Raw genomic sequence first — 22,675 nt, 5'->3', positions numbered from 1 at the left:
CTAGAGCTGGCTGCCTGATAGTGGATAGGGCCCTAGCCGGGGCGTCCGTCGGCGCGTGGGCTCCATAGCACAGGGGCGTAAGCGATGCAGAACAGCGCAAAAGCCACTATCCAGGCGCCTGCAGAGAGTAGTAGGCCACTTTGATAGTCAATAGTATTGAGTGCTACCAAAACCCGTAATAGGGCGGCCACAATAATGGCTATATAAATCACTAGCCCACCTGGTCGCAAGGCGAGTGGGCGACCAGTGTGACCCATACTCACTCGGGTCATGACGCCCAGCACCAGAATGCCCATCGCGCCTGCTCCAATGAGATGCTGCCACAGTGAGGGGGCCTGCAGAATATCGAGCAAGACTAAGCCTCGCGCGAGCAAGGCTGCAACGATAAAGCCGTAGGCAAGATGCAAAATCCACAGCAGCGGCTCACGGCGAATGCGCCAGCCAGCCCAGCGGTAAAGACGCAGTGCGTTGAGTAAGCCCGCGGTGATGGCAATCAGGCCTGTCACTAGCGCAGCTGCGCCAGCCAAACTACAGAGTGCCATGAGGGCAACACTGCCAATGGCAGCCTGATCCAGACGCGGCGTGGCTACAGTGTTAATCGTTTCGCCGCGAGCACGCAGCCAGTTGGCGCTAAAGGCAGGGGTAATACGGCCCGCTACGATGGTCATTAACACGGTAATGAGGTCTAGGGCGAGGTTTCTACCCAGTAGAATGAGTTCTGCTGAGCGCTGTATCCAGCCGGCATGCATCAGAGCGTTGCCGGCAACTAAAGTCAGCAGCACCAGGACTAGAGGCGCATTGCGACGATTCTTTGTGCGCCACAAAATGAGGGCGACGTAGAGCGCCAGTGCCAGAAGAAAGCTCAGGTCGAGCAGCGCAACCACTGCAGGGGCTAGTGTTGCATTGAAAGCCATAGCGATGCGGCCCGCGAACCACAGCAGCAGTAGTAGCGCCAGTTTTGTTCCCGCCAGGGGCGCTGAACCGGTCCAGTTAGTGATGGCAGTGAGTAGAAAGCCGGCAATCGCTGCGCCGACAAAACCATAGACTAATTCGTGGGCGTGCCAGTCAGGCGTCAAGGTGGCGGGTAACAGCACTGGGCCACCGAGGATGGCACTGATCCACACCGCCATAGCCGCAGCGGCGTAGAACGCGGAGAGTAAAAAAAATGGACGGAAGGCATAAGCCAGCAGAATAGGTGGCTGATTATTAGGCATCACTGACAATCCTGTGCAGATCCTACGATCTTCATCATAAGCGTTTAAGTCACTGTCGAGCAAACCCCCTTTATTTAAGGCTTCAGAGCGCTAGCACCTGCTATAGCCCTGCGAGTGACTTGAGCCTCTTAAGTGAGTCTTGCCTCGTGCATTTTAAGTCTTATTCAACTAGTCTGGAGTTACGAGTGTTTGTTCGTAACGTAGAGCCAATGGAGGTTCAACATGTCAGAGCACAGGAACGCCGATAAGCGAAAAAATGAAGAGTTTGCTGCCAGTAAGGAAGCGGCCTTAGAGGCTTACGACAAGCTGCAGGAAGCGCGTTTGCATTTTCAGCAGGCGGCTCAAGCTGCCGGAATGGATTTAAAAGGCGAAGCCATAGAGCAAATTCACAAAGGTCGTGACAAGGTAGATGAGCTGGGCGCAGAAGCCAGTGCTTTTGTCCGCGACAAGCCATTGGCGACTCTGGGCATCGCTTTTCTGGTGGGCTATGTGCTGGCGCAGGTGACCAGTCGACGATGAGTGAAGATCGTCCTAGCCCACAGTCGGAAGAATCGGCACAAGGCAGCGAGCAGGAGTGGTTGCGCCTAGCGCAACTCGCCGCAGAAACAGGCTCGGACGTAGCGCAACTTATGGCGCTCGAGCTGCGTTTAGCGATGGCTAACTTGGGCCGGATGGTTGTTCTGGCAGTGGCTTTTTTACCCTTACTTATACTGCTGTGGCTGGGCTTTTCGGTCTTAGCCTCCTGGGTTTTGTACCAGAGTAGTGACTCGGTAACGTGGGCCATAGTGCTTTTTTTGACTATTCAAGGTTTGGCCTTATGGGGCGTCTACAGCTCATGGATGCGCTATCGACGTACGCTGAGCCTGCCCCAGACACGTAAGCACTTGCAGTATTTGGTCGGAGCACAGAGCGATGAGTCGAAAGTCTCTAATTCGTGAAATTCAAGTCATAGACCAACGCTTGAGCCAGCGGCAGGCTGTTTTGTCCCTGCATCGGAAACGCTTAAAGCGTCGCATCAAGGAACTGTCGCCACTCTATTGGCTTGGGGCTGCTTTTGTCTCAGGCGCCGTGCTTGGCAGCCAAGGAGCGCGGGGCAGCGTGCGTTTGGCTCGTCGAGGTCTCAGCCTATTTTCTTTTTTGCGCATGATCCCAGGGCTCAATGCCGCTGAGCTGCTTGAGCTATGAGTAAAGCCAAAACGGGCATGCCTTTGAATTCTAGCAGCGCGGATGACCTGGATGATAAGCCCAAGGCAGGCCAGCGTTCAGCGTCTCAGGTGGTGCTTTACTGCCTCTTAGCTCTGGCTACGCTCTACACCTTGTACTTTGCCAAAACACTGCTGATGCCAATTGTTGTTGCACTGCTGTTTGCTCTCTTGTTGAGTCCTTTGGTAGCCCTTTTAAAGCGCTTTTATATTCCTCGCAGTGTTTCTGCCATTTTATTGCTGGCTTGTATTGGTGGCCCGATTGCTGCGTTGGGGATTGGACTTGCCGAGCCTGCAGAAAAGTGGCTCCAGCGCTTGCCAGAGCTCAGTAAGGAACTTACCCAAGAAATCGATGAATTTACCGGTGCGTTGGCGCCAAAAGCTGAGATCCAAAAAAAGTCCGGCTTTTGGGGCTTTTGGAAGCGCGAGGAAGTCCTAGCGGAGTCAGATGAATCCTCTGGACAAGGGGCAGTTAGCGAAAAGCTAATGCAAAGCAGTATGGAGCTGGTGGTCTCTATGTTGGGGGCCGCGCCAATGATGGCGGTGCAACTGCTGACCTTCGTCATTTTGGTGTTGTTCCAGCTGATTTTTGGTCAGCGCCTATATCTCAGCGCTATCGAGATTTTTCCGCGAGTACGCGACAAACAGCGGGCGAGCTTGCTGATAGCGCGGATGCAGAAAGAGTTGTCGCGCTACATTCTGACAGTCAGTCTGATTAATCTGGGGCTTGGCGTAGCTACGGCTATCGTGCTGTGGTTACTGCGGGTGGAAGATGCGCTGTTGTGGGGGGCACTGGTTGGCGTGCTGAACTTTGCTCCTTACGTAGGGCCATTAGTAGCGATATGCGTGCTCAGTGTGGCGGGACTGGTGCAATATGGCCTGGTGTTGGCGGCGCTAGTACCCGCTGCCAGCTATTTTGCTATCAATATGTTGGAGGCCCAGTTTATTACACCCTTGGTGCTGGGCCATCACATGCGTTTGAATCCATTAGTTTTAGTTTTGTGGTTGATTATTTGGGGCTGGCTCTGGGGCGCGGTGGGAGTATTGCTGGCGGTGCCTTTGCTGGTTTGTCTCAAGCTCGCGGCCCAGCAGCTTAATGTACTGGAGTACTGGACACGCTTGATCGAAACTCGTGCCTGATTCAGCCTGTGGCATTGGCTTCAGCTTTGGGGTTTGACAGCAATAGCACCAGCGGCATCGCGGCCAGATTAATCAGCATCAGCAAGTGGAAGTTGTTAACGAAGGCGATCTCAGCTGCCTGTCGGTTCACCTCCTGAATCAGTCCGCCGGACATTGCTAACAGCTCGTTTCCGTTTTGAACTTTCGCTAGCAGATCAGGTGAGAGCTGTATGCGTGAGCTTAAGTCCTGCTGGTTAATCCACAGACTTCGCGACAGTACCGCCATAACGATCGATACACCGATACTGCTACCCAGGTTTCTCGATAGGCTAAATAGGGCTGTGGCCTCATCGCGCAAGCTAGGGGCTAAGGTGACATAGGCCAGAATGGAGACAGGTACCATAACGAGCCCTAGGCCGAGCCCCTGTATAACGCCAGTCACTATCAGCTCGCGCTGCCCGACATCCATGGTGAATCCCGACATTTGCTGCAGTGAGATAGATACCAGTGCCATGCCGCTTAAGATCACCACGCGAGCATCGACAACCTTGAGAATATGGCTCACTGCCAACATCGAGACCATGGTGCCAATGCCGCGTGGCATCAGCACCAGTCCGGTGGTGACTGCCGGGTAGCCTTTCCACTGTTGCAGGAAGGGTGGCAGCAGCGCCATAGTGGCCAGTAGCACAATCCCGACAATAAAAATAAATACCGTGCCAGACATGAAGTTCCGGTCTTTAAATAGTGCGGGAGAGAAGAACTTATTATCTGTGGTGCTGGTGTGCACCGCGAATAAATATAAGCCAAGTAGTGAGAGCACGGCGTAAAACTGAATTTCAAAAGATTCAAACCAGTCTGCGTGTTCACCGCGATCTAGTAACAACTGCAGGGTGGCTACGGCCAGCGCGATAAAGGCAAATCCCCAGCGATCAAAGCGCTGCTTGCGCAGTGGCGTATCGGGTAAGTACAGGTAGATGCCAATCAGCGACAAAATCCCCAGTGGCACGTTGATATAGAACACCCAGCGCCAAGAATAGGTGTCGGTAAGCCAGCCGCCGAGGCTGGGGCCGAGGATGGGGCCGAGCATCACTCCCATACTCCAAATGCTCATGGCCGAAGCCAGCCTTTCTCGCGGAAATGTGTCGAGCATCGTGGCCTGAGAAAGTGGTACCAGAGAAGCGCCGAACAGGCCCTGCAACATGCGCCAAATAACCATCTCGGTCAGTGAGCTGGCTTGACCGCAGAGCATCGACGAAACAGTGAAGCCGGCGACTGACCAGAGAAAGACATTGCGGCGACCAAAGCGCTGGGCCAAATAGCCGACCGGCAAAGTCATGATGGCGGTGGCGACAATATAAGAGGTCAACACCCAAGTGATCTGATCGCCACCGGCGCCGAGGCTACCTTGCATGTGCGGCAAGGCGACGTTGGCAATAGTGGTATCTAAGACCTGAATAATAGTCGCCAGCATAGTGCTGGCCGTGACTAGCAGTACATTGCCACGCCGGGAGGTGTCAAAGCGAGGGAGCTTCACTACTTAGCGGGAAACACAGTGGCTAGTTTGGCTGTTGGCATCTCCTGCTGTGAGCCGCGGACATCAATGCGCACGGCGGCGCTCATCCCAGCGCGCAATACGGGGCCGTCATCTGGGCCCTGCTTATTGAGCAGTTGTAGGCGAACGGGGACACGCTGAACCACTTTGACCCAGTTGCCACTGGCATTTTGCGCGGGTATCAGAGCGAATTCTGAGCCGCTGGCAGGGCTGAGGCTTTCCACTATCGCTGTCCACTCAACACCGGGGTAGGCGTCAATCACTACCGTTGCCGCTTGCCCGGCTTGCACCTCGGCGAGCTGTGTTTCTTTGAGGTTGGCTTCTACCCAAGTATCTGTACTACTGATCATGCTGATTAGGGTCAGGCCAGCGGGCACCATCTCGCCAACTTGTGGGGTTTCATTGGCGATGACGCCATCGATGGGGGCATAAATCTCGGTGCGAGATAATTGATAAAGCGCTTTGTCGAGCTGGGCTTGAGCAACCTGCAGGTCGGCCTGCTGCTCCAAAGGCGTGGTGTTATCGCCACCGAGTGCCGCCGCTAAACTGGATAGTTTTTGTTGATTAATAGCAATCTGCGCTCGGGCTCGGCTCAGAGCTTGCTTGGCCTCGTCGAGCTGTACCTCGGAAATGGCTAGGGGGCCCATTTTTTCATTGCGCTGTAACTGGCGCTGGTAGAAGGCAGCATCCCGACGAGCTTGCTCTAATGCTGCTTCGGCCTCGGCGTAGTCCGCGCGTCGTGAAAGAAGTTGGTTTTTAACCTGGTTGAGGTGAGCTTCTGCCTCATCCACGGCGAGCTGAAAAGGCGTGTTATCCAAACGCAGCAGCAACTGACCGCTTTTCACCGACTGGTTGGCGCGCACCGTCACTTCGGCAATGACGCCGCCGACTTCTGTCGCTAGCGATACCTTGCTGGCTTTGATGTAAGCATTGTCGGTGTGCACGCTGCCCCGCCCACCCAGTAGCAGCCAAGCAGTAACGGCGGCGGAAACAATGATGCCAGCAGCAAAGCTCAACTGACGAGTGCTTACTGAGAATGATTTACTCACGCTTTAATCTCTCTCGTTGGCCAGGTTCTGACGCACCCGGTCCAGTAGTGTATGTAGCTGCTCAATATCCTGTTCCGATAGCCCCGCCAGTGCTTGGTGGCGGGTTTCGAGTGCTAATTTGCGCAGTACAACCAAGGCCGGTTGTGCTGCATCGGTCAGCCAAATGCGGAAACAGCGGCGATCCTGCTCATCGCGGTGGCGCTTAACTAGGCCTTCCTGCTCTAAGTTATCGATCTGGCGAGCTAGGCTGATCGGTGCCACATCCATGCGCTCGGCTAACTCGGCTTGCTTGAGGCCCTCTTGTTGTGACAGGTGCCAGAGCACCTGCCAGCGAGAGCGGCTCAAGCCGTGCTCTTTAGCACGGCGATCAAAGTTGCGCCGTAACAAGCGGGCGGAACTGTGCAGCTCAAAACTCAGTTGGGCTGCGAGGTCTTTGCGAGTCATTGTGGGGCCTTTCTATCTGCGCCCGAAGCGCTGCATGACAAATGGTGGCGTAACAGAGCTAAGACGGTCCGACGCTAATAGCGGTCTAAGCTAAGCGCAGTTATTATAAGGATGCTTACTAATTCTTCAATAGTGGAGGGCATTTTTTTGAGAAGCGCACAATGGGGTATTGATGCCCAAGCAGTCGAAAGGCCGGAGCGCGCTGAGAAACTGCCTGATATGAGTGTCCGACAGCTAAACAGGGTGCTGTTTATCGTGGAAATGGATGTAAGGCCTGAAGGATTAAGGGCTTCTCGGTCTTCAAAACATCGCAAGTATTTTGCCTATGCCGACGTATCTGCTCGCGAAGCTTGTGAGAATTGGGGGCTGATGTCGCCTATGGCTGTTCTAAGTCATAGCTGTATGCATAGACAGAAATATGGCGGGGCCGGATGACAAAGGGCTTTTTAACAAGAACAGATTAGAAAGGGGCTTGGCTTTGAGCTAAGTAATTGTATTTATTGCATAAAACATAAACTGTGGTGGACGGATTTGATTTCTTGCTAACTTCCGGATGGCCCGACTAATGGGCAGCTTTGGTAAAGAAACAATGCTATGTGATTGATTTTGTGAGGAGTATCACAGTCGAAGCTGTTGGCTGTGCTGGAGTTAGCGCGAGAGCTGTTATACGGTTTGGTCCTGCTAATTAGCTGTTAGGTGCCATAAAATATGAGTATGACTATTTACACAGATCGTTTGCTTTCAACCATATTAATATTGTTTATTTTTCAATAAGTATCGGCTCTGCTAATGCAGAAAATCGAATCCCTGGTTATTCAAGCTATATTGAATTCAAAAACGGTGAAGTTATTTGCGGTGAGGAGTATGGAAGCTGGCATCAGAGCAGTACAGGAGAAGTCGCCTGTGGTGGCGAGTACGGAAGCTGGCACGAAAGCAGTACTGGAAAAATATGCTTTGGTGGACGGTACACACCCAAAAATAGTTCTTAGCCCCTAACAAGGCACTGCACTCGGATAAATTACTCGCTACGTTCATAATTTACCGGTGAGCGCGGCATTATGAGCCTAGAACGGAGGCATAGATGGAAGAAGCAGAAAGAGAGCGAATAATTGAAGAAGGTCGCTTAGAACAAGAAGAGCGTGATCGTTCCCGTGAAAAAATATTATCTATTGGCAACTTCTTTCTTTATGCCATTCCCGTACTATTTTGCATTTCTGGCCGAGGGGTTTTTGCTACCCAAGTATTTGGCTATTTATATAATGGTGTTTGGAAATCAATTTCGCTTGCAAACTTCATCGGTGGGTTCTATATGCCCTGGGCATATAGTGAGCCAAAGACATGGATTGGGCTTTGGAATATTATAAATATTATACCCTTGTCTTTTGCTTTAATAGTTTTCGGGCTTTGGGTTTTTACGCGCAATAGTGCTAATCGTGGCGGCTCAAAACAAGGTAAGCCAGCTGACACAAAAAAGCTTCGCTTTTTCGGTCCGCTGATTTTGGCGTTATGCGACACCGTGTTCAAGCAACGGCAGAACAATGCTCGACCCCGATTCAATCATGTTATATAAACAAATGACTAAGACGACAGGAGTATTCGTGAAAATACGCCATCTCATCCCCGCCCTCACCCTGATCCTATGCGGTAGCATCCAAGCTCAAACCTGCGGTGACTACGTTAAACAAGGCGCGAATACCGCCAACGCCAGAATGTCCAAGGGCCAGATCGACCTAATAAGAACCAATTTTGCTCTGCGCGCCAGCCGGATCGCCGCAGCTAAATATACCGACCGGGCCAAAGCCCTCAAGATCGCCATGGCCAACCAAGAGATACTAGGCGGGCTCACCAGCCTCACGTCCTCAGATGTACGCGAAACCTGCTACAGCAATCACTCACTAGACTTCTACGACACCGTCGCAGGCAGCATGAACGAAACACTCGATCTGTTTGCTCAAGAATGGAAGGCTAGTGGCCTGATGTGAACCCCAAGGGCTGCGATTGCTTAGCTTGCGTCGAAGAGGTCTAGGCGTATATAAAGACGCTTCTCATGATACGGAAAATGCACTGGAATGTCTCTCCATGCCGACCTCGTCAATTATAAAGTGGCGCGCATAGCAGCTCGGTCTTTTTATAATAGCCGGTGTCATATATGTTCAGTGTGCCCGTAGTAAGCGCATAACAAGGTGTTGTTTTCGCAGCGCAAAAAGGACGTGTTTTGGGACGCCTCCGCTGACGCTCCGGCACCCCAAAACACGGCGTTAGCCGCACAATATAATCAGGAGTAGTAATCAAAATGGAGTTATCAATAATGAATAATAAAATTGTTCCACTATTAGTCTTTCCATTTATTATTTCAGGCTGCATGAAAGAATCAAAAGACATTACAATAGAACAAGTTGGGAATACAACCTACCTAATTGATCAAGCTAAAAAAGAGGCATTTGTTATATCAAAAGACAAGTTGGTTCAATTAAAAAAGTCCAACCCAACCGCATTAACTATTGGTGAGGTTATAAAACATAAAGAAAATATTTCAGAGAACAGAATTGAAATTGAAACATCGATAAAATTTCTCGAAAGAAAGGCTCTGTATATAGTTAAAATTTCGCCTGTTGAAATTAAAACAACGAATGAAGATGGAACTATTAAAACAGATCGAGCTAACTTTGAATGGTATAAAAAAGAGATCAAAGATTTTGATTCATACAATAAAGTGACAATTCGATTAATGGATAAAGATAATTTCAATCTTTTTGAGAAAGATATTAGAATCTCAAGAGACTATATTAGGTGGCTAGGTTATAGTGGTGAAGTAGATACTTATGTCTATGAGGGTACATTAGATATAGATGCGGACACTTCTAAATACGTTACAAAAATCGACTACGTTTGGAATTTTTAGTTGTGTCTAACAAGTTGCTTAAACGGACAAATAACAGTTTGCTGCGTTTCGCGCATTGTAGCAAACCATTATTTGTTCCTTAGCAAAGCGTTAGTGCTTAAAAGGAAATTAACACCGATGAATGAAATTGTTAACACAGTTATTTTTTCATGTTTACCGCTTCTTTTGACTACGCGGCAAATCAGGAGGGTGAATATACTGTTCTTTCAGAAGGAGCTGCAAGTTGCGGAAGATATATAGAGGCTGTTGAAAAGGCCGGCAGAGGAGGAAGCAAAACAACAATGGGTTACTACCATGCTTACCTCGATAGCTATTTTACAGGAGTCAATAGATATCTCTCTGATACAAAAAATATCAAGGGAAATACTGATAGCGCGGGTGTAAGAGCTTACGTTCAGAAATATTGTAGAGAGAACCCTCTTAAAGATTATATGGATGCAATAATCGCAGTCGTAAATGAGCTTTACCCAAATCGAACCAAATAGCACTAACAAACACATCAACAATCGCCCTTCGGACTAGATGTCGCTGATGCTCCGCCTGTTATGTGGGCGTTATGCTCAAAGTAATTCAGTCAAACTGAGGTGGTATGGCTAAAATATTCCCAAGCCTTGAAGTCATCAAGAAAAGCAAGCAGAAGCCGACTGAGGGTGAGTTATTTCTTCTAAATGAGCTGTCGCAGAATTTTGATGCGGAAGTGGAGATATACTTTCAGCCATTTTTTAACGGTGAAAGACCTGACATTATAATTATTCACCAGATAATGGGTGTGATCATAATCGAAGTAAAAGACTGGGACTTGTCATTTTATAATTTGGATGAAAACAACAAGTGGCATGTAAATAACAATGGGTCGGTAATACGATCACCGTTCGCCCAAGTTTTTGGCTACAAGAAGAATATGTTTGATCTTCATATTAATGGGCTTTTAGAAAAAAACTTAAATAATAAGAATTTTTACAAGGCGATATCTTGTTACGTTTATTTCCATAGCGAGAATAAAGAGTCTATTCAAAGATTTTTTTCTCCCAGAATAGACGAATTCAAGGGTATGCTCAAAGAGCATAATAATGCATATGCTGAAAACCCAATAGACTATGACAAATATGAGCGAAAGAGAGAATGGCTGAACTCAAAAATAAAAAGGTTTGAAAGGGATCTGTATCGGCATTCAGTTACCAAAGATCAGTTAATAAAAATCAAATTTCCACTTTCCAAGAAGAGTGAAATATACCCTATATCAATTCATGATGCTTTCTTAAGATATTTGCAGCCTCCTTATCATTATCTCAATGAAGGGAAAGAAATTGAATACACCAAGGTGCAAGAAAGGCTCGTAACCAGCGAGCAGGGCAAGCGAGAAAAAATTAAAGGGGTTGCAGGTTCAGGAAAAACTACCGTACTGGCGAAAAGGGCGGTAAATGCACATTCGAGACATCGCGGTAACGTTCTTATACTCACGTTTAATCTTACTCTTAGGATGTACATTAAAGACAAATTAAATGAAGTGAGAAGTGATTTTTCCTGGGGAGCTTTTGGCATCATTAATTACCATAGGTTTATGAGTGCAGCACTCAGTCAATATGGGATAGATGTAAGTGTTCCTGAAGAAATAAAAAATGATAAGAAAAAGGTCAGTGCCTACCTGGATTCGAAATATTACTCAAATGAAAGTGTTTTTGAAAGTTGCGAAATTGAAGAAAAGTTCGACACAATATTAATCGATGAGATTCAAGACTATAAGCCTGAGTGGATAAAGATAATACGTAAATACTTTTTATCTGATCAAGGCGAAATGGTTCTTTTTGGGGACGAGAAGCAGAATATTTATGAAAGGGAAATTGATGAAGAAAATTCAACAAAGGTAATTCAAGGTTTTGGTCGTTGGAATAAGCTGTCTAAATCTTTTCGTTATAAAGAAGATTCGCACATATTAGATGTTGCAAAAAGGTTTCAGGAAGCATTTTTTAGTGATCGGTACGAACTCGATTTTTCTGAGGCGATGCAACCTGCGTTGACAGGGGTTGGAGTAAATGAATGTGTATTGATTGACGGAAGCGATATAGATTCAATCGTTAGTTATGTATTTTCTGTTGCAAAACGTGAGTCTATTCACCCAAATGACATGGTTATTATTTCATCAAGCATTTCTCAAATGCGGGAAATCGATTTTTTGATAAGAAAAAATGCAAACTTTAACGAAAAAACTTTGACAACATTTGAAACAAAAGAAGCTTATTGTTCTTCACGTATAGATCGTAGTGAAACTGAAAAAATAAGAAGTAATAAAAAATATGGATTCAACCTGAATAGTGGTGTTTTAAAAATATCGACAATACATAGTTTTAAAGGTTATGAGTCACCAACTGTTTTTTTGATTGTTAATGAGCTAGATAGCGCTGAGTTGGTTTATGTTGGTCTCACAAGAGCAAAGTTCAACTTGGTTGTTTTTCTCGAAAAAAACTCTAAGTATTCCGACTTTTTTAAAGGCTCTCTTGAGGTAATTGAGTTATCAGACGCTATAGAAAACGATATGGAAAGAGTATAACAAAGTGCTGCTGTCGGACAATTTTTCCGCTGTGCTCCAAAATTGCCGCAGAGGACGGCGTTAGATATTTGGAGGCATCATGAGAACAACTTTGATGATTATTTGCGCTACTTATCTGTGTGGTTGCTTGGGTATGCCTGAATCGGTAAAACCCCTATCTGGGCTCGAGTTGAATAGTTATTTGGGTAAATGGTATGAAGTCGCTCGGCTTGATCATTCATTCGAAAGTGGGTTAAGTCAGGTTACTGCGGAATATAGCGTTCGAAATGATGGTGGTGTTTCGGTTCTTAATCGTGGTTCTTTCGAAGAAAAAAAGGAGTGGAAAGAAGCTGAAGGAAAAGCTTATTTTGTAAATAGTCCGTCGGAAGGTTATCTGAAAGTTTCATTTTTTGGTCCATTTAATGGCTCTTACGTCGTGTTTGAGTTAGACCGTGAAAACTATAGTTATGCCTTTGTTTCTGGCCCGAATACGGATTATCTATGGCTGCTTTCACGAACACCCTCAGTCGCTCCAGAAGTCCTAGAAAAATTCCTTCAAATATCGAAAGAGCGAGGCTTCGATACAAATCAGCTCATTTATGTTCAGCAGCAATAAATACCTAACAAACGCTTCAAGAAGGACAGCTAACCCGAGGCATTTTTACTATGTGTTGGTTTTTGTGATTACTTTCTTATGCGGAAGCTTGGTAGTAGCGCTGTCTGCCCCTTAAGCGGGCGTTAAACGTAAGAACGAGGAGAGAGCATGCAGCTACTTATAGGTGTAATTTTGGGTGGCTTTGTTTCATGGTTAATTTCTCGTTGGTACTACAAAGCATCTGGCGAGAATTTGAGGCGAGAGCTTGCAAAGCAAACACGAGAGCTGAACTCTCCGGCCACACTCACAACATTTGAACAAAAGTTATCCTCGAGCAATTGGAGCAAAGAATATATTGGTCAGGTTGAATGCTGGATCTGTGAGTCAGATCAATCATACCAGCTAAAGATTGGAGGTGATGACAGACCTTTCAAAGAACCTTGGACATCGTTTTTCCCTGATCCTTTCACAACAATGTTCCATATTCACCTCCAAGTTAATGGTGTAACTATTAAATCAATGCCATTCATTTCTGCTGATAGAGGTAGATATACTCTGCCACTCCCTGAACAAAGGGTTTCGGGAAACGATCGATTCTTTACGTGGTCACCTGACGGTATTGATTACAAGATTGCAGAGGTCATTGGTTCATTTTATCGAGAGAGTAGCTTGAAAGGTGTTGCTAGACTATTGGATATTGATATTGCAAATGTGCGACATCGCAATTAACAAGGTGGTGTTAATCGCCGCTGCGCGGCTGGGCCGGCTTACGCTGCGCTCCAGCCGCCCCAAACCACAGCGTTAGCTGCACAAGAATAAAGACATGGACATAACAATACCCACAGCACTTAAAGCTATTTCTTCTGGTGGCTCCGCTGCGAAGTCGATTACTTCATGGTGAGTAAATCAAAAGGTGATTCATGCGCACTAGTTGGGGAGCTCAAAGATAACCTATCGTATCTCGATATGGTCGCCTCTGATGGTGTATCGCTAGGCGATGTTGCAGAGAAACTATCAGTGACTGAATACAAGCGCCTAGCTAATGAAGGTTTCAACTTTAACAAGCTCAAGAAATCTAAAATAACGAAATATCCGTCCCTTGAAGGGACGGACTTGGAGAAATGGGGTGGGAAAGAAACCGAAGAATTGGTTGTTTCTATTTACGACAAGATAAACGAAATAAAAACACGTTTCCCTCATGTCGGTAATAGTAAGAATTATCGTTGGGGAGTGAGGGTAATCAATATCAGTAAAAGAATATGGCTGCTGTTGAAGCATGTCAGCAAATAACAAGGCGCTGCTGTCGGACAAATTTTCCGCTGCGCTCCAAATTTTCCACAGAGCGCGGCTTAAGCTGGATAGTAACATGGCGATTGACTACATAGGCACTTTCTTTACTGACAAAGGTTTCGACTTCACAGGCCTACTAAATTTGGATTTTTTGAGCCAATTCGTATTCTTTCAGAGCGGAGTATTATGTTTCAGCCAACAAGCTTCTGTTGGTTGCAATCGATTCGGTCGGTTACATTGAATTCGGTTAAGAAGAACGTAATCCATTCGTTGCTTAGATATACTGTTACGCGAACCTCGGACCTATCGGCGTTAAGCCCGAAGAACTATGGGAGCAGAGAAATTCCTTGCTTCATATGAGTAATCTAGGCTCAAGAAAGGTGAGAAATGGAGAGGCCAGGCGGCTAGTTGCTTATGTCGACGGGTTACCAGAGCATGCTCCACGTAGTAGCGATACGATGGGGTATTTTAGTCTACTGCATCTGATCATAGAGTTTGGGCACGCCTGTGGTAGGTGGTGCGAAACATATGATAAAGAGCGGGAAAAGATTTATGAGTTCGTGAAAAGAAACGATCTAATTGCATCGGATGCGCGAATGATAAAGGTCAGAGTATGAACTCCACATCTAACAAGGCCAAGCACAGCGGCGGCTTTTCCGTTGCGGCTTTGCCTCCACTACAAAGCCGCGCATACTGGCGGCGTTAGGTACACAAAGGAGATTCGGTTTTGTTAGAGAAGTTTCAGCGCAGATCAGCTACTAATAGATTGCTCGAAGAGAAACTTTATGAGCAAGTTGTTCAGGAATTAGTAAGCGGTCAAAGACGAGATGGACTTTGGGCAAAGGCATTGGCAAACAGCGACGGACTAGAAGGCAAAGCAAAGGCGTTGTATGTACGGTATAGAGTGCAATCAATTAAGGATGAAATAGAAGTCAATGAGTCGATCAATGAAGAGGCAATTAAAGCTCGCGCCGCACAACTTTCCGATCCCGTTAATAGAGCAAGAAACTGCGGATTATCCGAGGATCAAATTGCTTACCTTGGTACACCAATTGAAGCAGTACGATATGTCAAAAAATACAGAAATAGCGAGAAAAAACTTTCAAAGGCTATAAGTCAAGGCAGAATTCGAGGCGTAATATTTCGTGGGGTTCTTTGGGTACAAGATAGAAAGTATACCTAACAATCACATGCACGCGGACAGCAAAAAGCGCCGCTTCTTCGTCGCTCTGCTTTCTGCTGCCGGTGATGCGAAGCGCTACCATAAGGAATCAAGTAAATGCACTTTTTCTACCTAGATGAGAGTGGAGACTCAGGAGCGAATCTTAATGATGAACAACAACCAATTTTCGTCTTAGGTGGCTTGAGCGTTGCTGACAAGAAATGGAATAACACAAAAGAACGACTTGATGCAGTAATCAGTGGGTACTTCGATGGTAACGTACCTGCAGGGTTTGAGGTTCATTCACACGAATTACTGTCGCCAAATGGTGAGGGGTTCTTTGCAGGTCACCTCATTGAAAACAGGTTATCTCTTGTGCGTTCACTACTTGGTTTAATTGAGGAGCTTGGTCATCAAGTACACTTTTTCGCGATTGAAAAGTCATGCCTCATAGAGTCTGAATGCGAGTATCAGACCGTTTTTGAGTCAAAGCACCCATATTTATTATCATTCGATTACTTAATTACCTACATGAACTGGCATGTGAAAAACAATCTCGGTCAGTCCGCTAGAGGCATGATCGTGCTCGATGAAAAGGAAGAGCACCATGAGAGCGTGGAGACTATTATTCAAAATCGTCGTTTTGAGGTACCAAACAACCAGAAGGTAAAGTGGATAGTCGAATTTAGTCACCCAATAGACTCTCGCAAAAACCCAATGATACAACTTTCAGACTTAGTGGTTCTTTGTGTTAGAAGGTTCTTGGAAATTGAGAAAGGATATAAACCAAATACTCCTGATGAAGTTAAGAGTTTTTACGCAGAATGCTTCAATCTAATTGATAAGAGAGTAAAGAGCCGGAATATTGCTGAGCGTAATGGTAGGAACTTAAATCATTTAAACGACCACCTTGCAAGATGTCAGTGCAAACCTAGAACACAATGGCGGCGTGCGTATGGCGTACAACGCAACTAACAAGCGCATGTTGTCGGACTGGTTTTCCGCTGCGCTCCAAATTTACCGCAAAGCGCGGCGTTAAATGCCCGTGAAAGCGAGATCGAGAGCTACAACAATCTGATTTCTGAAATGTGAAAGGGAACCGATCGGGTTCTTGAGCTAGTTTCAGGCACTGAAGAAATTTGTGGTGTTAGCAACAGCAATTCCTGGTCGGCAAAAGTGACTACCGGAGTGAGGCCTTGCATAGCTTGACCGCTAAAAGCCGCGTGCCTGCCTAGTGGGATAACAATACGAGTTGTGAGATCTGTCAGGAGAGAACTTTGAACATCCAGCAAGTAAGGGTAGTGTGACTTACTAATTTTGCTGGGGTTTGGTTAAACGTCGAACTGAGACATCAAAACTCCCGAAATTCATCCCCGAAACAGCCATGCTGTTCGACGAACTCGTTGTAGCTTCTGATTGCTGTCCGGTTTTCCTCTATCCATTGGGCAGGCTTGTGCTTTGCTAATTCTTCTTTCAGTGCTCGTTCAAGGGTCGCGGACAGGTTAATGTTCAGAGCGCGGGTCTTTTTCAGCAAGTCGCTGTTAGCCGATAAATTTGCGGCTTTTTTTTGGTGCGCTTATGTCGTATAGATCGGCCATTGTAGGCTCCAATTGTAGTAACACGCTTAGTAATAGGGTATGCGGATGTAAACTTCACTTCGATGATGCAGTGCGATGGCTTAGGGAGACACAACCTAGTCCTGTTAGCCAGACAGCGCCTAATCGCTGGCGCTAGGTGTCACGTTCTGATTCGGTGAGCGGCTGTGGGTTGCGGATACGATGGCGGCGAAAAAACTTTCTATTCTCCGCTTGCTCCGCCTGTTTAAGCGCTGACTCGGCCACGGATGCAGGGGAGGCCAGACCGAGTTCCTGCAACGCAGTTTCCGCCTGCGCTGCCCGTGCCTCGAAGGAGCGTAAACCAGCTAAGGTTTCCTCATCAAGACGCCCCTTAGACTCGAAGTATTTCAGTCGCGGGTAGCGTCCTGCCAACGCGACCCCCCAGTTAAGTGCGGGATCCCACCATGAGTTAACTTCGCGACCCTTGCCGCTCAGATGCTGCTTCAGCACGTCATCGAGTGCTCCATTCAACAGCTTCAGGTCGAAGTCTGCGCCGGGCACCGAGTTGTCGGACGCAGCACCATAGGCGTCAATACCCGTTCGCGAGGGCCCAGTACGAGTATCGCGATAACGGGCAAGTGTCATCATATCGCTGGCCAGCACCGGCTCATTGACCGGCAGACGGACAGCCTCGGGATCACCCATCAACTGACCCCAGGACATACGAATGAAGGTGTGTTGGTCTTCCATACCGGGATGAGTGCAGCGAAGCCCGATGGCATAAGCTTCCAAGGGCTCCTGCATAAACTGAAAGCCGGTGTAGCGGGCCCAGCGAACCACGATAAACTCATGGGCAGCGGCGCCGGGCAAGTGGAAATTAACCTCTTGCAGGTAGTCCAGCACAATCTGCACTTGTTCGTCCGATAGCTCGATGTCCTCATGCAGAGGGTACATACCTTCAAAAGTATTGCGCACCGGTCTGGGGCGCGCGGCAATGTAGGCATCGAGCTCGGCTTGGGTGCGTGGGCGTGTTTTTTTCAGCGTCATGAAACTGCTTCCTTTTTCTTCTCGCGGACAGTCAGATCAACTGGTTGCGGTCGAAGAAGTCCGTGTCCTCGAAGTAGCCCCCACGGCCCTCAAGGATAATATCGTAGCGGTTGACCACCTCAATACGTTCCAGCCACTTCAGACTGCGAAAGCCGGTCGAGCTTTCCAGGCGCAGCCGAACCGGCCCCCCATTTTTGGCCGGGATCTCGCCTTCGTCGTTAAGCTCAAAGGCAATTAACGTCTGGGGCATTCGAGCCTCAACCATGGGTGTGGACACATAGTAGGTTCCCCCCTCGTACAGGGCGTCATCACGGCCCATGTTCTGGAAGCTGGTGTACACCACGTCAGTCGCGCCGGGCAAGGGCCCAGCCAGATCCAGGAGGTCTGACACAGTAATGCCGCGCCACCGCCCAATCGAGGTGAAGCCCTGTACACAGTGGTGAAGCGTTGTCTGGGAGTGGCCTGCGGCAAGCTCGCGAAGTTCCGCAATGGTCAGTGTCATAGGCCGCTCCACGTAGCCACCGATCTCCAGCACGTAGTCGTCCTCGTAGCAGTTGGCCATAAGAGCAAGGTACTCGGCGGTTTCTGGTGGCCGCCCGCTGCCACGGAAATTATGGGTGGTGTTATCAAGACCTACATCCTTACCGGTGATATTCGAGCGATCGTAGTGCATGCGCGCGGGCAGTTTGTAGAGCAGGTTCGACCATGGCCGCACAATCACGTTATGCAGTCTCTCAACGGCACGGCCGTCTGCCAGGGTCCAGCGCGTAGCAAGCACGTGCAGGACGATGACGAGGATGAGGCCAAAGGTGAAAATGGCGCCACCCAAAACAGGGTTGTTGGAGTGCCCCAATACCATCTTGGATGTCTCGTGCAGGTAGCCGTGAAGAAAGACCAGCGGCACGTGTATTACGAAGAATGCGACGTAGCCAACAAGGCAAAGAAAGTGGATGCTACGGATCACCTGGCGGCCACCGAGTGCACGGGTAATGCGCGAAAAATGGTTGGCAATGGCCGGCGACTGAAATGCACCCGTAATGATGACCAAAGGTGTCAGTACCAGTATCACAAAACCATAGGACAGTTGCTGCAGGGCATTAAACACCATGCCATCGACGGGCTGGGGCATGGTGAAGGCAAGATAGGCCAGCAGATCCTGACCCGCCTGAGAAAAAGTGTCCCAACTGGTGGGCACGTAGCGCCGCCACTGACCGGTAACCAGCAGTAAGACGAAATAGATTATCCAGCAGGTTACAAAACCCGTAACGGCGATGAAATGCCAGTAGCGCCCGAGACCCAGCAGGCCGCGTCCGGGGAGGGAAATGCGAGGGGAGTAGTCGCTGTACTCGCCGCCCACCGTGTAGTATTTATGCTTCGCTTCTTCCTGAACCGTAAACTGAGCCCAGGATGTGCCAGGGACTGTATGCTGCGAGCGGTAAAGCTTGGGGTATGTAGCCAGAATCTCGAGGCCCGAGCGAACGAGGAACGAGATGAAAATGATGTTGAGGAAATGCTCTACACGAAGCCACCACGGAAACCCGAGATCCATTGATAAACCCTTATCAGTCCAGAAAATTTTGCTTGTCGGGAGCGGCGACGATCATGCCGTAGCGCAGTGCCCAAAAAAGAACGATGTAGGCTATGGAAGCAAACAGTGTCAGATTCCAAATCGCGGCGGAAGCGACACTGGCCCCATTCCAGACATAGGGCGCATTGCCCAGCAGGCCGCCTATGTAGACCAGCAGGGATGACAGCGCGATGATCAACCCCCATGTCCAGATGCGGGCAGAGCTCATCAAGCCCACGGTGACGAACACCATGGCAGCCCCGCAGATACCCCACAGAAGCGGGGTCGCGAATAGGAATGGTTCGTGGTCCGATAGCGCAACTGCTGCCGAAGCGGCACCAATCACGGCGATCACAGCGACTAGTAGCAGCCGGGTGGTCTGCGGCAGATTGATACGGATGTAGCGCAACAGCGGTGCGCGTTTTTTGCCTGGCCTGATGTGCTCAAGGACTGGCTGAGTCGCGTTTTGGGTGCCACGAAAATCCACACCAACACGCAGAGCAGGAGAATTTTCGTCTTCCATTGCTATGTACTGTCTCCATCGAAGGTCATTAATCGCCGGCCGGTATCAGCAGCGCTATCAAGGCTACAATATGAAGGTCATCTTCAACAAACCGCCCTTCACCGTTAGTTCTGTTCCTGCCTGTCCAAATGCTGTGCTAGGGAGCCATTTCAGTAAAGTGAGACGAACCCCAAGCAAGCATTGGCCCGCTGTCGTCACGTATAGGGAGGGTCGTATTCGTCTGATGTCAGTCAGAGGTTCCCGCAAGAAGGAGGTTGAGCTCTATGAAGGCTAAAGACTTCGATAAAAAATTCAACGAAGGCCAGGAAGATATTGTTGAAGCTCTTGATCTGTCCACGGCCCGTCGCCACAATCTGGAACAAAAGCGAATCAACGTGGACTTTCCCGCATAGGTCGAAGAGTCGTTGGATCGTGAGGCCGCGCGTATTGGCGTTACCCGCCAATCAATCATCAAGGTGTGGCTGGTTGAGCGCCTTCAAGCAGAAGCTGCTAACAAGCCGCTCAATGGTGACGCCGCAAGCGGCGCACATTAGCGGAGCGTTAGCTGTATATCACCTTCAGACGAAAGATGAGTGAGAGTCTATGGTTGAAGTTTGGAACGTCCTGTTTCCCATCCTAATTGTGGATGTAATAAACCCCGTGTTACTTGCTTTTATGGTGTATGCGGCAGGCACAAAATACCCAGTATCAAATAGTAGTGCGGTCCTTATTGGTCATACTGTAGCTTACTTCGGTGCAGGCTTTATCTTAGCGCTTGGGCTTGAACAAATTAGTGACCGTTTGGTAAACCCACAATTTATTGATTACATTATTAGCTTCCTAATCGGCATTATTCTAATATGGATTTTACTTCGCCCCCAAAATAAAAAAGAAGGGAATCAATCTAATCTGGACGAGAGTTTTACTCCGATAAAGGCATTCTGCTTAGGTGCAACTGTCAACTTTATAGGCATTCCCTTTGCATTGCCGTATTTTGCGGCACTTAATCAAATTCTGAAGGCCAACTTAACGGTTTTTGATTCGGTAATTACCTTATTTGTTTACAACCTGTTTTATGCTTTGCCCTTCGTGATTGTTCCTGCTCTTGTGGTGACCAGTGGTGAGCGCAGTCAATCTTTATTGAAGCGTATAAATAAAATTGTGGAACGTGGTAGCTCGTATATTATGCCGGCTTTACTTGCAATTACTGGATTCGCGCTAGTTGGCGATGCAGTCAAGTATTTTCTTACTGGAAATGGGCTTTTTTGATCAACAAGTATTAAGAGTAATGGTGGAGTGAGTTTGAGGCTGTTGCTGAAAACTGAGTCACCTATTATTTAGGAAACCCAGCTAACAAGGCAATGGTTCGGAATTTTAAAAGCTCAGGCCAAAAGCGGCCTCTACTTTAAAAATCCGCATATTTCGGCGTTACATGACTCCAAGGAATTAAGTTGAGCGGTAAATTCGAAGTTACAGGACTCTTTTACGAGTCCAATGGATACAAGTTGCGAAAGTATCTCGACATCAAGCGAGTTGGCGTAGGATTTAATGAACCTGATCTAATGGTTGTAATGATGAACCCTGGTTCTTCTTACCCATTGGACGGTATCGATAATAACTCCGCACCATCAGAGGCGGAGCCAGACACTACGCAACAACAAATTATGAAAGTCATGAATGCAGCGGAGTTTAACTACGCGAGGATTCTAAATTTGTCTGATCTGCGTACACCGGATTCAAGTGAGTTATATCGTTTCTTGAGATCCGAAGAGAGCAGTGCAGTAGAGCACTCTATTTTTTCGCAAAACCGTAGATCTGAGCTAGAGCATTTATTCGTTAGTGGTATTCCGGTTATTTTTGCCTGGGGCGTAAACCGAGCTTTAATTCCTTTAGCTAAACAGGCCATAGAAACCTTGTGTGTTAGAAACCCTCTTGGAATTTTAAAACCAAACACAAGATACTCGTACTATCACCCATTACCGAGAATTTATGCAAAGCAACTTGAGTGGGTTCAGCATGTAACAAGTCAAATCAGTCGGACAGCTAACGCCGCCGCTGTTTGAGGCGTTAGTCTTCCATGAGGAGGATCGATGAAAATATCACAAGAAGATCAATCTCGACTGAACGAATTGATCGAAGTATGTAAAAAGACCCAAGGTGAATATTTGGAAGCACACCATGGCTCTGGAAGCTGGGCAACTACATACTCAAACGAATTCATTCGCGCGGCGGCTGAAATGTACATAATTTTTGATAGGTCGGGTTCTTACTGGCCTATTTCAAATTTGTCGAGCGCGCTACAGGAGGCAGGCGTAAGGTCCTGTAGAGGCAGCAGGATGGGAATAGATAGGACTGAATATCTATTTAAAACTCATCTTAAAAGGAAAATCGAGCAAATTGAAAAGGGCTACAGATAACAAGTCAATCAATGTCGCCCCTTCGGGGCTGGACCTCCAAACCGCTGTGCGGTTTTCCGGCCCATTATTGAGGCGTTATGTGTGTCTATGAATCGGTATTTATTTCTACTTATAATATTATTAACTAGCTCCTGTTATGAGTTTCAGGCTGCACCTAAACGTATGTTTAATGTTTCTCAGGAGTTTATTGATTTATCGATGGAAGTCGATGGTGATTGGGATCGAATATGTATCATAACTCCATATTCAAATAACGCTATTGTCCAAGAAACGATAGGTTTTAAATATGACATTGAGTCCAAAAGTAGTATCGACGTATTAGACGGAATTACTTTGTTAGTCGCAACTAATCAAAATAAAGTGGTTCAATACTTTGAGGTACCACGAAATAATATAGACTTTTCATCTTTAGGTTTAGGCTGTTATGCAAGTGGTAACGCCAAGTTTAAAGTTATTAAAGATCAAAATGGTTGGTTTAGCGTTAAGCACTCATAACAAGAAAATTAAGCGGGAACTGCTAAGCTCCTCTT

29 protein-coding genes are annotated in these 22,675 nt (G+C 47.6%); 20 read left to right on the top strand and 9 right to left on the bottom strand.

What is annotated here, in order from left to right; genetic code table 11:
• Positions 1 to 32 precede the first annotated feature (32 nt).
• A complete protein-coding gene (locus H2508_RS09875) occupies positions 33 to 1,214 on the bottom strand; it encodes an NnrS family protein (protein ID WP_182172591.1) in 1,182 nt (393 codons plus the stop codon).
• A 222-nt stretch (positions 1,215 to 1,436) separates the two neighbouring features.
• On the opposite strand from H2508_RS09875, the gene H2508_RS09870 reads away from it, so the two are divergent.
• From H2508_RS09870 to H2508_RS09855, 4 genes are read left to right on the top strand one after another with little or no spacing between them, the layout of a single operon-like run.
• Positions 1,437 to 1,733, top strand: a complete 297-nt coding sequence (locus H2508_RS09870; protein WP_182172588.1) for a hypothetical protein — start codon at positions 1,437 to 1,439, stop codon at positions 1,731 to 1,733.
• The gene (locus tag H2508_RS09865) at positions 1,730 to 2,152 is read left to right on the top strand and encodes a hypothetical protein (RefSeq protein WP_182172584.1); all 423 of its coding nucleotides are present in this window, start codon (positions 1,730 to 1,732) and stop codon (positions 2,150 to 2,152) included. Before H2508_RS09870 ends, H2508_RS09865 begins: the two co-directional genes overlap by 4 nt.
• Complete coding sequence (locus tag H2508_RS09860; RefSeq protein ID WP_182172581.1) at positions 2,127 to 2,399, top strand: hypothetical protein; 273 nt, start codon at positions 2,127 to 2,129, stop codon at positions 2,397 to 2,399. The genes H2508_RS09865 and H2508_RS09860 overlap by 26 nt, the downstream gene beginning before the upstream one ends.
• Positions 2,396 to 3,556, top strand: a complete 1,161-nt coding sequence (locus tag H2508_RS09855) for an AI-2E family transporter (protein WP_235965167.1) — start codon at positions 2,396 to 2,398, stop codon at positions 3,554 to 3,556. The genes H2508_RS09860 and H2508_RS09855 overlap by 4 nt, the downstream gene beginning before the upstream one ends.
• A 1-nt stretch (position 3,557) precedes the next feature.
• On the opposite strand, the gene H2508_RS09850 is transcribed toward H2508_RS09855, so the two are convergent.
• Genes H2508_RS09850 through H2508_RS09840 form a run of 3 tightly spaced genes read right to left on the bottom strand, consistent with a single transcriptional unit; the run spans position 3,558 to position 6,580 of the window.
• Entirely contained in the window at positions 3,558 to 5,069 is a 1,512-nt protein-coding gene (locus H2508_RS09850; RefSeq protein WP_328799349.1) for a DHA2 family efflux MFS transporter permease subunit, read from the bottom strand.
• Positions 5,069 to 6,136, bottom strand: a complete 1,068-nt coding sequence (locus tag H2508_RS09845; protein WP_182172576.1) for an HlyD family secretion protein — start codon at positions 6,134 to 6,136, stop codon at positions 5,069 to 5,071. The genes H2508_RS09850 and H2508_RS09845 overlap by 1 nt, the downstream gene beginning before the upstream one ends.
• A 3-nt stretch (positions 6,137 to 6,139) precedes the next feature.
• The gene (locus H2508_RS09840; RefSeq protein ID WP_182172574.1) at positions 6,140 to 6,580 is read right to left on the bottom strand and encodes a MarR family winged helix-turn-helix transcriptional regulator; all 441 of its coding nucleotides are present in this window, start codon (positions 6,578 to 6,580) and stop codon (positions 6,140 to 6,142) included.
• A gap of 789 nt (positions 6,581 to 7,369) precedes the next feature.
• Here H2508_RS09840 and H2508_RS09835 point away from each other — a divergent pair.
• The 11 genes from H2508_RS09835 (at position 7,370) to H2508_RS09785 (ending at position 16,031) form a co-directional block, all read left to right on the top strand.
• Positions 7,370 to 7,576: a hypothetical protein gene (locus tag H2508_RS09835; protein WP_182172572.1), complete on the top strand. Its 207-nt coding sequence runs from the start codon at positions 7,370 to 7,372 to the stop codon at positions 7,574 to 7,576.
• Between the two features lie 85 nt (positions 7,577 to 7,661).
• The gene (locus tag H2508_RS09830) at positions 7,662 to 8,150 is read left to right on the top strand and encodes a hypothetical protein (protein WP_182172570.1); all 489 of its coding nucleotides are present in this window, start codon (positions 7,662 to 7,664) and stop codon (positions 8,148 to 8,150) included.
• A gap of 28 nt (positions 8,151 to 8,178) precedes the next feature.
• Positions 8,179 to 8,562 (top strand): hypothetical protein, encoded by a 384-nt coding sequence (locus H2508_RS09825; RefSeq protein ID WP_182172568.1) that lies wholly within the window; start codon positions 8,179 to 8,181, stop codon positions 8,560 to 8,562.
• A gap of 326 nt (positions 8,563 to 8,888) precedes the next feature.
• Positions 8,889 to 9,482 carry a hypothetical protein gene (locus H2508_RS09820; RefSeq protein WP_182172565.1) on the top strand — a complete coding sequence of 198 codons (594 nt, stop codon included), beginning with the start codon at positions 8,889 to 8,891 and terminating at the stop codon, positions 9,480 to 9,482.
• A gap of 149 nt (positions 9,483 to 9,631) precedes the next feature.
• Positions 9,632 to 9,967, top strand: a complete 336-nt coding sequence (locus H2508_RS09815) for a hypothetical protein (protein WP_182172562.1) — start codon at positions 9,632 to 9,634, stop codon at positions 9,965 to 9,967.
• A gap of 104 nt (positions 9,968 to 10,071) precedes the next feature.
• Entirely contained in the window at positions 10,072 to 12,030 is a 1,959-nt protein-coding gene (locus tag H2508_RS09810; RefSeq protein WP_182172559.1) for a nuclease-related domain-containing DEAD/DEAH box helicase, read from the top strand.
• Between the two features lie 79 nt (positions 12,031 to 12,109).
• Positions 12,110 to 12,625, top strand: a complete 516-nt coding sequence (locus H2508_RS09805) for a lipocalin family protein (RefSeq protein ID WP_182172556.1) — start codon at positions 12,110 to 12,112, stop codon at positions 12,623 to 12,625.
• 147 nt (positions 12,626 to 12,772) lie between these two features.
• Complete coding sequence (locus H2508_RS09800) at positions 12,773 to 13,333, top strand: LapA family protein (protein ID WP_182172553.1); 561 nt, start codon at positions 12,773 to 12,775, stop codon at positions 13,331 to 13,333.
• A 165-nt stretch (positions 13,334 to 13,498) separates the two neighbouring features.
• Positions 13,499 to 13,894 (top strand): hypothetical protein, encoded by a 396-nt coding sequence (locus tag H2508_RS09795; protein WP_182172550.1) that lies wholly within the window; start codon positions 13,499 to 13,501, stop codon positions 13,892 to 13,894.
• Positions 13,895 to 14,621: 727 nt separating this feature from the next.
• Positions 14,622 to 15,077, top strand: coding sequence for a hypothetical protein (locus H2508_RS09790; protein WP_182172547.1), 456 nt, complete (start codon positions 14,622 to 14,624; stop codon positions 15,075 to 15,077).
• A 96-nt stretch (positions 15,078 to 15,173) separates the two neighbouring features.
• Positions 15,174 to 16,031 (top strand): DUF3800 domain-containing protein, encoded by an 858-nt coding sequence (locus H2508_RS09785; RefSeq protein WP_182172544.1) that lies wholly within the window; start codon positions 15,174 to 15,176, stop codon positions 16,029 to 16,031.
• Between the two features lie 89 nt (positions 16,032 to 16,120).
• Here the strand turns inward: H2508_RS09785 and H2508_RS09780 are convergent, their stop codons facing one another.
• The 5 genes from H2508_RS09780 to H2508_RS09760 all read right to left on the bottom strand — a co-directional run bounded on the left by H2508_RS09780 (position 16,121) and on the right by H2508_RS09760 (position 19,749).
• Positions 16,121 to 16,348, bottom strand: coding sequence for a CcdB family protein (locus tag H2508_RS09780; protein WP_235965165.1), 228 nt, complete (start codon positions 16,346 to 16,348; stop codon positions 16,121 to 16,123).
• Between the two features lie 59 nt (positions 16,349 to 16,407).
• Positions 16,408 to 16,590 (bottom strand): type II toxin-antitoxin system CcdA family antitoxin, encoded by a 183-nt coding sequence (locus H2508_RS09775; protein WP_235965163.1) that lies wholly within the window; start codon positions 16,588 to 16,590, stop codon positions 16,408 to 16,410.
• A gap of 196 nt (positions 16,591 to 16,786) precedes the next feature.
• Positions 16,787 to 17,659 (bottom strand): hypothetical protein, encoded by an 873-nt coding sequence (locus H2508_RS09770; RefSeq protein WP_182172541.1) that lies wholly within the window; start codon positions 17,657 to 17,659, stop codon positions 16,787 to 16,789.
• 31 nt (positions 17,660 to 17,690) lie between these two features.
• Positions 17,691 to 19,208 (bottom strand): molybdopterin-dependent oxidoreductase, encoded by a 1,518-nt coding sequence (locus H2508_RS09765; protein WP_182172538.1) that lies wholly within the window; start codon positions 19,206 to 19,208, stop codon positions 17,691 to 17,693.
• A gap of 13 nt (positions 19,209 to 19,221) precedes the next feature.
• Positions 19,222 to 19,749 carry a hypothetical protein gene (locus H2508_RS09760; protein ID WP_182172536.1) on the bottom strand — a complete coding sequence of 176 codons (528 nt, stop codon included), beginning with the start codon at positions 19,747 to 19,749 and terminating at the stop codon, positions 19,222 to 19,224.
• A gap of 263 nt (positions 19,750 to 20,012) precedes the next feature.
• On the opposite strand from H2508_RS09760, the gene H2508_RS15150 reads away from it, so the two are divergent.
• From H2508_RS15150 to H2508_RS09740, 5 genes are all read left to right on the top strand, one after another.
• Positions 20,013 to 20,141, top strand: a complete 129-nt coding sequence (locus tag H2508_RS15150; protein WP_268920730.1) for a hypothetical protein — start codon at positions 20,013 to 20,015, stop codon at positions 20,139 to 20,141.
• Between the two features lie 12 nt (positions 20,142 to 20,153).
• Positions 20,154 to 20,282 carry a hypothetical protein gene (locus H2508_RS15145; protein ID WP_268920729.1) on the top strand — a complete coding sequence of 43 codons (129 nt, stop codon included), beginning with the start codon at positions 20,154 to 20,156 and terminating at the stop codon, positions 20,280 to 20,282.
• A gap of 49 nt (positions 20,283 to 20,331) precedes the next feature.
• Positions 20,332 to 20,997, top strand: a complete 666-nt coding sequence (locus H2508_RS09750) for a GAP family protein (protein ID WP_182172533.1) — start codon at positions 20,332 to 20,334, stop codon at positions 20,995 to 20,997.
• A gap of 182 nt (positions 20,998 to 21,179) precedes the next feature.
• A complete protein-coding gene (locus tag H2508_RS09745) occupies positions 21,180 to 21,791 on the top strand; it encodes a DUF1643 domain-containing protein (protein ID WP_182172530.1) in 612 nt (203 codons plus the stop codon).
• Positions 21,792 to 22,226: 435 nt separating this feature from the next.
• Complete coding sequence (locus H2508_RS09740; protein WP_182172527.1) at positions 22,227 to 22,640, top strand: hypothetical protein; 414 nt, start codon at positions 22,227 to 22,229, stop codon at positions 22,638 to 22,640.
• The last annotated feature ends 35 nt before the right edge of the window (positions 22,641 to 22,675 follow it).

The organism is Sediminihaliea albiluteola, from assembly GCF_014077625.1.
In the GTDB taxonomy this organism is placed as follows: domain Bacteria; phylum Pseudomonadota; class Gammaproteobacteria; order Pseudomonadales; family Halieaceae; genus Sediminihaliea; species Sediminihaliea albiluteola.
The sequence above is the reverse complement of the archived record's forward strand: the minus strand, read 5'-3'. Positions and strand labels throughout refer to the sequence as shown.